This is a genomic window from Streptomyces minutiscleroticus (assembly GCF_014650875.1).
In the GTDB taxonomy this organism is placed as follows: domain Bacteria; phylum Actinomycetota; class Actinomycetes; order Streptomycetales; family Streptomycetaceae; genus Streptomyces; species Streptomyces minutiscleroticus.
Genome location: NZ_BMVU01000022.1, coordinates 100616 through 113934 on the forward strand (window position 1 = coordinate 100616; position 13319 = coordinate 113934).

The 13319-nt window shown below is 76.7% G+C and carries 11 protein-coding genes and 1 tRNA gene; 4 read left to right on the forward strand and 8 right to left on the reverse strand.

Annotated elements, in window-relative coordinates; genetic code table 11:
- Positions 1–78: 78 nt before the first annotated feature.
- Entirely contained in the window at positions 79–1107 is a 1029-nt protein-coding gene (gene selD / locus IE271_RS21755; RefSeq protein WP_190192052.1) for a selenide, water dikinase SelD, read from the reverse strand.
- A gap of 135 nt (positions 1108–1242) precedes the next feature.
- On the opposite strand from selD, the gene IE271_RS21760 reads away from it, so the two are divergent.
- Positions 1243–1335, forward strand: a tRNA-Sec gene (locus IE271_RS21760).
- A gap of 80 nt (positions 1336–1415) precedes the next feature.
- Here the strand turns inward: IE271_RS21760 and IE271_RS21765 are convergent.
- From IE271_RS21765 to IE271_RS21785, 5 genes are all read right to left on the reverse strand, one after another.
- Positions 1416–3209, reverse strand: coding sequence for a selenocysteine-specific translation elongation factor (locus IE271_RS21765; RefSeq protein WP_190192053.1), 1794 nt, complete (start codon positions 3207–3209; stop codon positions 1416–1418).
- 7 nt (positions 3210–3216) lie between these two features.
- The gene (gene selA, locus IE271_RS21770; RefSeq protein WP_190192054.1) at positions 3217–4626 is read right to left on the reverse strand and encodes an L-seryl-tRNA(Sec) selenium transferase; all 1410 of its coding nucleotides are present in this window, start codon (positions 4624–4626) and stop codon (positions 3217–3219) included.
- 416 nt (positions 4627–5042) lie between these two features.
- Positions 5043–5474: a PPOX class F420-dependent oxidoreductase gene (locus IE271_RS21775; protein WP_190192055.1), complete on the reverse strand. Its 432-nt coding sequence runs from the start codon at positions 5472–5474 to the stop codon at positions 5043–5045.
- 301 nt (positions 5475–5775) lie between these two features.
- Positions 5776–6510 (reverse strand): ABC transporter permease, encoded by a 735-nt coding sequence (locus IE271_RS21780; protein ID WP_190192056.1) that lies wholly within the window; start codon positions 6508–6510, stop codon positions 5776–5778.
- Positions 6511–6512: 2 nt separating this feature from the next.
- Positions 6513–7454, reverse strand: coding sequence for an ABC transporter ATP-binding protein (locus IE271_RS21785; RefSeq protein WP_190192057.1), 942 nt, complete (start codon positions 7452–7454; stop codon positions 6513–6515).
- 108 nt (positions 7455–7562) lie between these two features.
- Between IE271_RS21785 and IE271_RS21790 the strand changes: the two genes are divergently transcribed.
- Complete coding sequence (locus IE271_RS21790; protein ID WP_190192058.1) at positions 7563–8777, forward strand: sensor histidine kinase; 1215 nt, start codon at positions 7563–7565, stop codon at positions 8775–8777.
- Positions 8778–9194: 417 nt separating this feature from the next.
- Here IE271_RS21790 and IE271_RS21795 read toward each other — a convergent pair whose 3' ends face one another.
- On the reverse strand, positions 9195–10670 hold the full coding sequence (locus IE271_RS21795) for a sensor histidine kinase (RefSeq protein WP_190192059.1): 1476 nt from the start codon (positions 10668–10670) through the stop codon (positions 9195–9197).
- A complete protein-coding gene (locus tag IE271_RS21800; RefSeq protein WP_190192060.1) occupies positions 10667–11392 on the reverse strand; it encodes a response regulator transcription factor in 726 nt (241 codons plus the stop codon). Before IE271_RS21800 ends, IE271_RS21795 begins: the two co-directional genes overlap by 4 nt.
- 152 nt (positions 11393–11544) lie before the next feature.
- Here IE271_RS21800 and IE271_RS21805 point away from each other — a divergent pair, with 152 nt between their 5' ends.
- Together IE271_RS21805 and IE271_RS21810 are read left to right on the forward strand one after the other, a co-directional pair.
- Positions 11545–12882, forward strand: a complete 1338-nt coding sequence (locus IE271_RS21805; protein ID WP_190192061.1) for a ferredoxin reductase family protein — start codon at positions 11545–11547, stop codon at positions 12880–12882.
- Between the two features lie 10 nt (positions 12883–12892).
- A complete protein-coding gene (locus IE271_RS21810) occupies positions 12893–13318 on the forward strand; it encodes an FMN-binding protein (protein ID WP_190192062.1) in 426 nt (141 codons plus the stop codon).
- The last annotated feature ends 1 nt before the right edge of the window (position 13319 follow it).

Sequence of the window (13319 nt, forward strand, 5' to 3'; positions counted from 1 at the left end):
GCGGGTCTCGTCGCACCACCGGACTGTCGGACCACCGGACCGACGAGCCGGCGTACGACCAGCCGGCGGACCGTCGGATCAGCGCACGACCAGCCGGTGCTCCCCCTCGGGGACGAGCTCGCCGACCACCGGCGCCCCGGGCACCTCCCCGGCCACCAGCAGACCGCCGGACGTCTGGGCGTCCGCGAGCAGCAGCCGGGCCGGCTCGTCCGTACGGCCGAAGTCGGTGTGCGGGGCGACCCAGCCGAGGTTGCGGCGGGTGCCGCCGCTGACGTACCCGTCCCGCACGGCCTCACGGGCGCCGTCGAGGAGGGGCACCGCCGCGGCGTCGACCACGGCGGTCACCCCCGAGGCGCGCGCCAGCTTGTACAGGTGCCCCAGCAGGCCGAACCCGGTGACGTCCGTCGCGCAGACCGCCCCCGCGGCCAGGGCGGCCGCCGCGGCGTCGCGGTTGAGCGCCACCATGGTCTCCACCGCCTCGGCGAAGACCTCGCCCGTGGCCTTGTGCCGGTTGTTGAGGACGCCGAGGCCCAGCGGCTTGGTCAGCGACAGCGGCACCCCGGCCCGGCCGGCGTCGTTGCGCAGCAGGCGCTCGGGGTCGGCGACCCCGGTGACCGCCATGCCGTACTTGGGCTCCGGGTCGTCCACGCTGTGGCCGCCCGCCACGTGGCAGCCCGCCTCGCCGGCGACGTCCAGGCCGCCGCGCAGCACCTCCCGGGCCAGGTCCAGGGGCAGCGTCCCGCGGGGCCACGCCAGCAGGTTGGTGGCGACCAGCGGGGAGCCGCCCATGGCGTAGACGTCGGACAGCGCGTTGGCCGCGGCGATCCGGCCCCAGTCGTAGGGGTCGTCGACCACCGGGGTGAAGAAGTCGGCGGTGACGACGACGGCCCGCCCGCCGGCCCCGCCCGGCAGCCGCACCACGGCGGCGTCGTCCCCGCTGTCCAGGCCGACGATCAGGTCCCCGGCCAGCTCCGTACGAGGGGCGCCGCCGGTCAGCCCGGCGACGACCTCCTCCAGTTCGCCCGGCGGGATCTTGCAGGCGCAGCCGCCCCCCTGGGCGTACTGCGTCAGCCGGACACCGCCCTGCCGGACCGCTGTCGTCGTCATGCGTGCCTTCCTTCGCCGGCCGTCGCCCGGGGGGGTGGACGAGGGGAGGTGGGCGCGGCGCGGCGCGTTGCCGTCCGCCCGCCGCGGGGGTTCGATGGGTGCCCGGCCGGGCCGCGCGGGCGCGCGTCCGGCCGGGGAGACGTAAAGGTGCCTGGTGGCCTTCCCGGTCTTCAAAACCGAGGTGTCCGAGCAACTCGGGCAGGCGGGTTCGATTCCCGTCCGTCTCCGCCGAGCGGCCCGGCCGGGGTGCGCGGACGCGACGGTCCGCACCCCGGCCGGCGCCTTCGCGCGGGGCGGCGCGGCCCGCATCAGTCCGCGTCCCCGCCGCCCGGGGGACCGCCCGCCGCGCAGCGGCGCAGGGCGCCGTCCAGGCGGACGGTGCGGCCCCGCCGGTCGAGGTGTTCCAGCAGCGGGACGACGACGCGGCGGGTGGTGTCCAGGGCGCGGCGCGCCTGACTGGCGGTGAACGGCTGCTCCAGGCCGGACAGGACCGCCGCGGCCCGCGCGTCCGCCCCCGGCAGCAGCACGATGCCGTCGGCGATCCGCAGCAGGGCCCCCGCCGCCGCGGCGGCGGCGAGCGTACGGGACGTCAGGCCGAGCTGCGCCAGCCGCGCGGCCTCGGGGGCGCGGAACGGCGCCCGGGCCAGATCGGCACGGACCGCCGCCACGGCGGCCTCGACCGAGGGCGGGAGGACGGGCCGGGCCCGGCTGCCGTAGAGGCGCCCCTCGCGCTGCCGCAGGCCGGGGCCGGCCGCCAGCAGCGCCTCGACCAGGCAGCGCTCCGGCAGGCCGAGCGCCTGCCGGGCGGCTTCCAGCGGCAGGCCCGGATCGAGGGGGTGGCGGGCGGCGTGCTCCTCGACGGCGCGCCGCAGCCCGTCCCGCAGCCCGGCCCAGTGCTCCGGGTCGGCCAGCCACTCCCCGGCGACCGGGTCGGCCGGCGGGCGCAGGCCCATGGCGAGCAGCTCGCCGCGCCGCACCAGGCCGCGCCGGCGCAGCTCCCCGGCCGCGTCCGGCGGCCCGCCCACCGCGTCGAGCTCACGGGCGCGGGCGGCGGCCGCGCCGCGCCGGGTGAGCGCCGGCGGGCGCACGTCGAGCACGGTGACCCCGGCCGGGACGCGGTGCAGGCCCGGGTCGCGCAGCAGCGCCCGGTCGGCGATCCGCAGCGGCAGCGGTCCTGCCAGGCGCAGGCGGGCGGTGTCCCGGCCCAGCGGACGGACCGTCACGGGGACGGCCGCGGACCCGGCGTGCAGGGTGAGGTGCCGGGGCAGCTCGCCGGCGGGATCGCCGTCGAGCCGTACGTCCACCGTGTCCGTGGTGAGCCACCGCCCCGGCGTGAGCAGCGCGTCCCCGCGGCGCAGCGTCCCGGCCCCCGGGCCGTGCAGGTTGACCGCGACCCGGGCGAGGGCGCCCACCTCCGTCCGCGGCTCCTTGAGCGTCTCCAGGCCCCTTACCCGCAACGGCCTGCCGTCCCGGGCGAGTTCGAGGTGGTCGCCGACCCGGACCGTGCCCGCGCCGAGGGTGCCGGTGACGACCGTGCCGCGGCCGCGCACCGTGAAGACGCGGTCGGCCCACAGGCGGACGTCCGCGGCGGTGTCGGCGGCGGGCAGCGCGCGGGCCAGCCGGGCCAGGGCCGCCCGCAGGCCGTCAAGACCGGTGCCGGTCACCGCGCTGACGGCCACGCACTCCACCGCTCCCAGCGAGGACTTCGCGAGCCGGGCCAGCGCCTCCGCGCGCGCCGCCGCCGGGTCCGCCAGGTCGGCGCGCGTGACGGCGAGCACGCCGTGCCGCACGCCGAGCGCGTCCAGGACCGCCAGGTGCTCCTCCGACTGCGGCTGCCAGCCCTGGTCGGCGGCGACCACGAAGAGGACGGCCGGGACCGGTCCGACCCCGGCGAGCATGTTGCCCACCAGCCGCTCGTGCCCCGGTACGTCGACGAAGGCCACGTCCCCGGCGCCGGGCAGCCGGGTCCACACGAACCCCAGGTCCAGGGTCATGCCGCGGCGCCGCTCCTCGGCCCAGCGGTCCGGCTCCGTCCCGGTCAGGGCGCGCAGCAGGGCGGACTTGCCGTGGTCGACGTGTCCGGCGGTGGCGAGGACGTGCACGCGGAGGTCACCCCTCCCGTTCGGGACGGCCGGCGGGACGGCCGTCGGGGTTGCCGTGGGCACGCCCGCCTGCGGCCGCGGGGCACGCCCGCCGCACGGCGTCCGCCAGTGCGGCGTCCGCCGTCTCGGGCACCGCCCGCAGGTCCAGCAGGCACCGGCCGCCCTCGACCCTGCCCACCACCGGGGGCGTCGCCCGGCGCAGCGGACCGGCCCAGGAGGAGGGCACCGACACCGCGGCGCTCGGCAGCGCGACGCCGGGCGCGCCGCCGCCGCCGATCACCGCCTCGCTCCGCACCGCCCGGCAGTCGAGGCCGTGGCGACGCAGCCGCGCCGCGAGCTCCTCGGCCCGTTCGCGCAGCCGTCCGGGGTCCGCGTGCAGCGCGGTGTGGACCGGCGTCGCCGGTCCCCGCAGGGTCGCCTCCAGGGCGGCCAGCGTCAGCTTGTCCACGCGCAGGGCCCGCGCGAGGGGGTGGCGGGCGAGCCGCCGTACGAGATCGGCCCGGCCCAGCAGCAGGCCGCACTGCGGGCCGCCCAGCAGTTTGTCGCCGCTGGCGGTCACCAGGCAGGCGCCGGCGCGCAACCAGCCGGCCGCGTCCGGCTCGTCCGGGAGCACCGGTTCGGGGGCCAGCAGCCCGGAGCCGATGTCCGCGACCACGGGCACGCCGAGGCGGGACAGGTCCGCGACGCCGACGGCGTGCGTGAAGCCGGTGACGCGGAAGTTGGAGGGGTGGACCTTCAGGACGAACCCGGTCTCCGGCGTCACCGCCGAGGCGTAGTCCGCGAGGGACGTGCGGTTGGTCGTGCCGACCTCCCGCAGCCGGGCGCCGGTGCTCACCAGGAGGTCGGGCAGCCGGAAGCCGTCCCCGATCTCCACCATCTCGCCCCGGCTGACGACGATCTCCTTGCCCCGCGCCAGCGCGGTCGCCGCCAGCGCCAGCGCCGCCGCCCCGTTGTTGACCACGTGGGCGGCCTCCGCGAGCGGCACCCGCTCCAGCAGCGCCTCGACCGCCGACCGGCCCCGCCGCGACCGCAGGCCCGTGGCCAGGTCCAGTTCGACGTCCGTGGTGCCGCCGGCCGCGAGGACGGCCTCGCACGCCGCCGCGGACAGCGGGGCCCGGCCCAGGTTGGTGTGGAGCAGCACGCCGGTAGCGTTGATCACCGGACGCAGCCGGGACGCCGTGGCGGGCAGCGCGGCCACCGCGTGCTCGGCGACCTCGTGGGGCGGGATCTCACCGGCCCGGACCCGCTCCTGCGCACCGGCCACCGCGGCCTTCACGAGCCCGCGCCCGAGCCGGTCCGCGGCCGCCGCCAGCCGGGGGTCGGCCAGGACCGCGTCGGTGCGCGGCGGCCGCCGCCGTACGTCCCGCGGTGCGGCCGGTACGTCCGCCGCCACGGCCGAGGTGTGCTCGCTGTCCATCTCCTGCGCCTTCACTGTGCTGCGGGGCAGCCGGGGAGGCGGCGGAGAGGGGCCCGGCGGCCCGGGCCGGGCCGGTGCGCCGCTCTTCCGGATCCGTCGCCCGGCGCGGCGAGCGTACGGGCGCGGGGACGCGCGGCGGCGCAGCCGCGCCGGGGCGCGCCGGTCCCCGACACCATCGGGGGAAAGCCGTCCTCTCGCCGCTGCCGCCGCCGAGCGCACGGGCGGCAGCGGCGGACGGAGTCCGGCGGGGAAGGCGGCGCCGGACGGCGAGGGCCTGACGCGTCCCTGCCGGTGCGGAGGCGCGCCTCCGTCGGCACGGAAGCGCGGTCAGCCGGTACGGAAGCGTGCTCCCGGCCGGTGCGGAAGCGTGCCCTTGCCGGTGTGAAAGCGCGCCCCCGGCCGGTGCGGAAGCGCCGTCAGCCGATGTGGGCGCCGTACACGTGGTCCACCGTCATCGTCATGAGCACCCTGCGGTCGGACACCATCGCCGACCGGTACTCGTCCCAGTCCGGGTGCTCCCCGGCGGCGGCGCGGTAGTAGCGCACCAGGGCCTCGACCTCGGGTCCCCCGGGGTCGGTTCCCGGCCCGGTGAGCAGGGCCGTGCCCTCGGCGGTGGCCCAGGAGCGGCCGTCGGGGGCGGTGACCTCCAGGGTGGCGCGCGGGTCACGGCGCAGATTCGCCGTCTTGGCGCGCCCCTCGGTCATCGAGACGTAGAGGACGTCGGACTCCCGGTCGTAGTAGGGCATGACGGGGGAGAGCTGGGGGCGGCCGTCCGACTTGATCGTCGCGAGGACGCCGAGCCGGCTTTCCGCGAGAAGCGTGCGCGGGTCGAACGGTGTGGTGGTCATGTCCGGCTCCAAGTCATGGGCGGGCGCCCGGTATTCCCGCACGGTGCGGAACCGGCCACGGGCGACGGCGTCGTTCGGCGTGAGCGCCACGAGCGTACGGCGTGTACCGCGACGGCGCACCGTGTGCTCCCGGCGGGCCCGGCCCGCCGGGAACGGCGCGACCGCACGGACGGTGGGACCGCGTGGACGGTGGGACCGGGCGGACGGTGGGACCGCGCGCCGACGGGCCGGACGCCGGCGGGCCGGGCGCCGGCGGGCCGGGCGCCGGCGGGCCGGGGCCGAGGAGCCGGGCGCCGGAAGGTCAGACGTCGCGTCGGCGCACCGCCAGCCATCCGGCCAGGAGCGCGGCCGCCGCCCACAGCGCCGTCACCCCGAGCCCCGCCCACGGGCCCACCTCCCCGGCCGGGTGCTGGTACAGCACCTGCTGCCCGGCGCGGTCCGGCAGGTACCGGGAGACGCCGTCGGCGATGTCCCCGATCACGAACGACACGATCAGGATGAACGGGATGAGCAGGCTCAGCACCGCGACGGCGCTGCGCAGCAGGAAGGTGAGTCCCGCGGCGAACAGCGTCATCAGCGCGAGGTAGACGCCCCCGCCGACGCACGCCCGCAGGGCCCCGGGCTCGCCGATGCCGACGGCGTACTCGTCCAGGAACGCCTGGCCCGTGAGGAAGGTGGCGAAGGACGACACGAGCCCCACGCAGAGGGCGGCACCGGCCAGGACCGCCGTCTTGGCCGCGTAGAGCAGACCCCGGTGCGGCACGGCCGACAGCGACACCCGCAGGGCGTTGTGCGCGTACTCCGAGGAGACGGCGGTGGCCCCGAAGGAAAGGGCGGCGATCTGCGTGAAGTTGACGGGGTAGAAGGCCTCGAAGACGGGGTCCCCGCCGTTCTCCGCCTCCGCCTTGCCGATGGTGGAGTAGACGAGCAGGGTGACGGCCAGCGCGACGGCGAGGACCGCGACGAGCGACCCGAGGCTCGCCCGGACCGACCTGATCTTGATCCATTCGGAGTGGAGCACCGCGGTGACGGACATGGTCAGACCTCCTGAGGGGCGGTGGGGGAGGGGGAGGGAGCGGCGGCGAACTCCGTCCCGCCCGCCGTGAGGGCGAGGTAGGCCTGCTCCAGGGAAGCGCGCTCGTCGGCGAGTTCGAGCACGGGAACGCCCTCGCGGGCGGCGACGGCCCCGACCTCCTCCGCTCTGGCGCCCTCGACCGTCCAGCGGCCGTCGGCGCCCTCCTCGACGGTGTGTCCCGCGGCGCGCAGGGCGGCCCGCAGCCGGACGGGGTCTCCGGTGCGCACGCGGACGCGCGGGTGGCTGTACCGGTCGATGAAGTCCTCCACGGGGAGGTCGGCCAGGAGCCGGCCCCGCGCGAGGACCACGAGGTGGTCGGCGAAGGCCGCGGTCTCGTTCATCAGGTGGCTGGAGACCAGGACCGTGCGGCCCTCGTCGGCGAGCCGGCGCAGCAGGCGGCGGATCCAGACGATGCCCTCCGGGTCCAGGCCGTTGGCGGGCTCGTCCAGCATCAGCACGGGCGGGTCCCCGAGCAGCGCGGCGGCGATGCCCAGACGCTGGCGCATGCCGAGCGAGAAGGTCTTCACACGGCGGCCGGCCGCCGGGGCCAGACCGGTGTCCTGGAGGACCTCGTCCACGCGGCGGTCCGGGATGCGGTTGCTGACGGCGAGGAGGCGCAGGTGGTCGCGGGCGGTGCGGGAGCCGTGGGCCGCCTGGGCGTCCAGCAGGGCGCCGACCGCGCGCAGGGGTTCGCCGTACGCCGCGTACGGGCGGCCGCCGACGGTCGCGGTGCCGGAGGTGGGCCGGTCGAGACCGAGGACGAGGCGCATGGTGGTGGACTTGCCGGCGCCGTTGGGGCCGAGGAAACCGGTGACCCGGCCCGGTTCGAAGCGGCAGGTCAGACCGTCCACGGCCCGGGTGGCACCGTACCTTTTCGTGAGGTCTTTGACGTCGATGCTGGTCATGGCCCCAGCTTGGCCGCGCGGGGGAGCGGCGGGCCTCCCCCGCCGGAGGAGACCGCCTCCCCCGCGCGGGGGAGGCGGCGCTCCCGCCCGCCCTGCGACCATGACGGGATGCCAGGCATCCTGTCGCCGCTGACCCGTGCGGTCACCTACACCCGCTGGCTCCACCTGCTGGTGGGGTCGGTCGTGCCGTTCGTGTGCGCCATGGTCTACCCGGGGCTGGTCGACCCGTCGCTCGCGGACTGGGCGCTGATCGCGGTCCTGCCCGTCCCCCTGGCCCTGGCCGCGGCCGCGGTGCCCGGGACGCGCCGGGCGGAAGGGCTGCAGGCGCGGCTGATGCTGTTCCCCGGGGCGCACGCGCGCGTGAAGGGCGACGAGGACCCGGGGGTCTCCGCCACGCCGTCCGCCTCGTGGAGCGACCGGGGCAGGACCGCCGTCTGGATGGTGCTGCGCCTGGAGGCCGGGCTCGCCGTCGCGCTGGTGTCGGGACAGCTGATGGCCCTCTCGCTGACGCTCACCGGGGCGGCCGTCGGGGACCCCGGCCCCACCGCGCCGCTGCTGCGCTCCGCCGAGCCGGGCTGGGCGTACGCCCTGCTGGCGCCGGTGCCCGTACTGGTGCTGCTCATGATCGTCGCCGGGGCGGGCGCCCTCATGGCACGGGCCGCCCGCCGGCTGCTCGGCCCCTCGGCCAAGGAGCGGCTGGCCGTACTGGAGGAGCGCACCGAGCGGCTGCTGGAGCGCAACCGCATCGCGCGGGAGCTGCACGACTCCATCGGCCACGCGCTGACCCTGGCCGTGGTGCAGGCGGGCGCCGCCCGGGCGGCCGGCTCACCGGACTTCACCGACCGGGCGCTGAGGGCCATCGAGGAGACGGGGCGGGCGGCGCTGGAGGACCTGGAGCGGGTCCTGGTCGTGCTGCGCGAGACGTCGCGGCCCGCCGGCACCCGGCCGGGCCTGGCCGAGGCGGACCGCCTGCTGGACTCCGCGCGCTCCTCGGGCGCGGAGGTCGACGCCGAGGTGAGCGGGGCGCTGGAGCACGTGCCGGGTCCGGTCTCCCGCGAGGGCTACCGGATCCTCCAGGAGGCCCTCACCAACGTGCTGCGGCACGCGGGTCCGGTCCCGGTCCGCGTACGGGTCGCCGTGGAGGAGGCCCGGCTGCGCCTGGAGGTGCGCAACCCGCTGGCCGCGGGGGCGCCGCCGGCCGGCGCGGGCCTCGGCAGCGGCCTGCGCGGCATCCGAGAACGGGCCGCCCTGCTCGGCGGCGACGCCCGGGCGGGACGGGACGACGGCCAGTGGCTGCTCCGCGTCGACCTGCCGCTGCGGTGACCCGGACGGGCCGCGGCGGGCGGGCCGCGGCCCCGCCGCGAGGGACTGACGGCACGCCGACGGCTCTGCGGCCCACTCCCGGTGACCGGGGACACCGCCGCCCGGTTCACGTACGGGACCCCTTCCGTGACGTCCTGGCCGAGCCGCCGCTCGGACCTGACGGCGTGTCACCGCCTCTGCGGTTCCCCGCCTTCGTGCCGGCCGGGAACACCATTGACGGCATGTCAGCGGCCCTGCGGTCCTCCCGTCCCCGCGGCGACCGGTACGGCGGCCGTGCACAGCGCCGACCTGTGGTCTCCTCGTCCCCCCGCCGGCGGTACGGCGACCGTAAGCGCCGTCGGCGGCACGTCGGCGGCCCTGCGGCTCCCTGCTTCCGCGGCGACCGGTACGGCGGCCGTGAACAGCGCTGACGGTGTGTCAGCGGCCCTGCGGTCCCCCCGTCCCCCCGCCGACCGGCACGGCGACCGTGAACACCGTCGCCCCCGGCTCGCTGCTCAGCTCGATCGTGCCGCCGTGCGCCCGGACCAGGGAGCAGGCGACCGCCAGGCCCAGGCCGCTGCCGCCGCGGTCGCGGCTGCGGGCCTTGTCGACGCGGTAGAAGCGGTCGAAGACCCGCTCCCGGTCGGCGGCCGGGATGCCGGGGCCCGCGTCGGCGACGCGCACCAGCGCGGTGCCGTCCGCGACCGACACGGACACGGACACGGGCGTGCCCGGCGGGGTGTGCACGGCGGCGTTGGTGAGGAGGTTGTCCAGCACCTGGCGGATGCGCTGCGGGTCCAGGCGCAGCCGCAGCGGCCCGGGCGTCCCCGATACCGTCAGCGGATGCCCGGGGCGGCCCGCCCGGAAGGCGTCGGCGGCCTGCCGGACCAGCTCCGCCAGGTCCGTCTCCTCCAGCTGCAGGGGCGCCTCCACCTCGGCGGCGTCGAGGCGGGCGAGGAGCAGCAGGTCGTCCAGGAGGACGCCCATCCGCGCGGCCTCCGCGCGCAGCCGCGCCAGGTGCCGCTCCCGCTCCTCGGGGGCGTTGGCGGCCGCGTACTGGAACAGGTCCGCGTACCCCCGCACCGACATCAGCGGGGTGCGCAGCTCGTGCGAGGCGTCCGCGACGAACCGGCGCAGCCGCCGCTCGGCCTCCGCGCGCACCGCGAGCGAGTCGTCGATGTGCTCCAGCATGGTGTTGAACGCCGTGCGCAGCTCCTCGACCTCCGGGCCGCCGTCCCGGCCGCCCGCGCGCAGCGGCAGCCGCGCCGCCGACTCCGTCAGGTCGTGCGAGGCGATGCCGTGCGCGGTGTGCGCCATGTCGCTCAGCGGCTTCAGGCCGCGCCGCAGCAGCGCCCGGCCGAGCACCACGAGGGCCAGGGCCGCCAGGACGAAGGCCACGACCTGCACGGTGATCAGCTGCCGCAGGGTGGCGTCGATGTTCTCCGTGGGCGCGGCGCTGATCAGCACCACACCGGACTCGACCTCGCAGGCCCGCAGCCGGTAGGTGCCCTCGTCGTCGATCCACGCGGTGCGGGTGAGGTCGGCGTCCGAGCGCGCCATCCGCTCGGCGAGGGCGGTGAGCGCGCTGGTGTCGGCCGGCACGTCGGCGGGCCTGCGCAGCACCGCCGAGCCGCCCGACACGTCGTAGACCGCCGTGTACCAGCCGTAGTACGGCTGCCGCTTCACCGTGCCGTGGACCGCCGCGTCCTTGGACTGCAGGACCTGCACGAGCTTCAGCTGGTCGTTGAGCTGATGCTCCAGGTAGTCCCGCATGTACGCCGTCAGCGCCGTGCCGACGGCGGCGAACATCACCAGGGACAGCGCGCCGACGCCCAGCGCCAGCCGGGTGCCCAGGCGCAGCCGCCGGTAGGCCCGCCGCACCCCGGGGTGCGCCCGGCGCAGCCGCCCCGTCACTCGGCCGCCTGCCGGATCACGTACCCGAAGCCGCGCACGGTGTGGATCAGCGGCGGCCTGCCCGCACCGCCCGCATCGTCCGCACCGCCCGCGCCGGTCTCGTCGAGCTTGCGGCGCAGCCGGCTCACGGCCAGCTCCACGACGTTGGAGCGGCCGCCGAAGCCGTACTCCCACACGTGGTCGAGGATCTGCGCCTTGGTGAGCACGGTCGGCGACTTGCGCATCAGGTAGCGCAGCACCTCGTACTCGGTCGGGGTGAGCGTCAGCGGGCTCCCGCCGCGCCGCACCTCCCGGGTGTCCTCGTCCATCGTCAGGTCCGCCACCCGCAGCACCGACCGCTGGAAGGAGGGCCCGGCGCTGCGCCGCAGCACCGTCCGCAGCCGCGCCATCAGCTCCTCCACGGCGAACGGCTTGACCAGGTAGTCGTCGCCGCCCCGGGTCAGCCCCGCCACCCGGTCGGCGACGCCGTCGCGCGCGGTGAGGAACACCACCGGCACCATCGTCCCCGAACGCCGCAGCCGGTCCAGGACGCCGAAGCCGTCCACGTCGGGCAGCATCAGGTCGAGCACCACGATGTCGGGACGGAACCCGGCGGCCTTCCGCAGCGCCTCCTCGCCGGAGTTCGCGGTGACCGCCTCCCAGCCCTCGTAGCGGGCGACCGTCGCGACGAGGTCGGCGATGGGCGGGTCGTCGTCCACGACGAGCAGGCGTACTTTTTCCACCCGTTCATAGTGCTGCACGCGCTCGCGCGGGCCGCCTCCCGGCCGCCCTCCGTGGCCACATCGATAACCACTTGAAAGTTCTACGACAGCAGATCGACAGGTTCCGCCGGAGAAGCTTGGTCCCCCCGGACCCGATCGAGGAGCTGCCGCCCGTGACGACCGTCCAATCGCCCCCCGCGCCCCCCACGGCGATACGCCCGAGGGTGGTGGCCCGCACGGGTCTGTACGCCGTGCCGGCCGCGAACGCGGCCGTGGTGACCTTCTTCTTCGTACAGGCCGGGTTCGGCTCCAACGCCCTCATCGTGCTGGGCCGGCTGACCGGGCTCTACGGCGCGCTGCTGATGGCCTTCCAGCTGCTGCTGGTGGCCCGGCTGCCGTGGCTCGACCGCCGCATCGGCATGGACCGGCTGACCTCCTGGCACCGCTGGGTCGGCTTCGGCCTGCTGTGGACGCTGCTGGGCCACGCGGTGTTCATCGCCTTCGGCTACGCCGAGCTGTCCTCGATGGACCCGGTGAACCAGATCGTGGACCTCGCCGGGACCGTGGAGGGCGTGCTGCGCGCGGTCGTCGCGTTCTTCCTGATCCTGGCCGTCGGCGCCGTCTCGGCCCGCTTCGCCCGCCGCCGCCTCGCCTACGAGACCTGGCACTTCATCCACCTGTACACCTACGTCGCGGTCGTGCTGGCCTTCACCCACCAGGTCGCGGTGGGCACCACCTTCACCGCCTCGTCCGCGGCCACCGCGTACTGGTACGCCCTGTGGGGCGTCGCGCTCGGCGCCTTGCTCGCGGGCCGGGTGGCGCTGCCGCTGTGGCGGAACCTGCGCCACCAACTGCGCGTCAGCGCCGTCGTCCCCGAGTCCGACACCGTCGTCTCCGTCTACGTCACCGGCCGCGACCTGGACCGGCTGCCGGCCCGCGCGGGCCAGTTCTTCCTGTGGCGCTTCCTCACCCGGGACCGCTGGTGGAAGGCCAACCCGTTCTCGCTGTCGGCCGCGCCCGACGGCCGCACGCTGCGGCTCACCGCCAAGACGGCCGGTGACGCCACCGCCGCGCTGCGGCACCTGAAGGCGGGCACCCGGGTGTTCGCCGAGGGCCCGTACGGCGCCTTCACCGCCCTGCACCGCACGCGCCCCGAGGCCCTGCTCATCGCCGGCGGCGTGGGCGTCACCCCGATCCGGGCCCTGCTGGAGGAGCTGCACGGCCACGCGGTCGTCATCTACCGGGTCGGGGCGGACCGGGACGCGGTCCTCTACGACGAACTGCGCGAACTCGCCCACGCCAAGGGTGCCGAGCTGCACCTGGTGACCGGGCCCGCCGTACCGGACCGGCTGGCCCCCGCGGAACTCGCGCGGCTCGTGCCCGACGTGGCCGACCGGGACGTCTTCGTGTGCGGGCCGCCCGGCATGACGACCGCGGTGCTCGGCAGCCTGCGCGAGCTGGGCGTGCCCAAGCAGCAGATCCACTTCGAGCGCTTCAGCCTGGCGGGATGAGGAAGACACGATGAAGCGAGCACTGCCCGTCCTGATCCTGACCGTCGCGGGCCTGGTCCCGCTGTGGCGCTACGAGCCGTCGGCCGGCACGGCCGCCACGGCGCAGCCGGCCGCACCGGCCCCCGCACCGTCGCCGACGTCGTCTTCAGGGGCTTCCTCGTCCTCGGGCGACGCCCCGCGGACCGTGCAGGGCACCGCCGTCGACACCGAGAAGGGCACCGTGCAGGTGGAGGTGGTCTTCGAGGGCGACCGGATCGGTTCGGTGCGGATGCTCCAGCAGCCGAACCACCCGCAGACCACGGCCGCGGTGCCGACCCTGATCGAGGAGACCCTCCAGGCGCAGAGCGCCGACATCGACACGGTGTCGGGCGCCACGATCACCAGCGAGGGGTACAGGGAGTCCCTCCAGGCCGCCCTCGACGCGAAGGGCGCCTGAG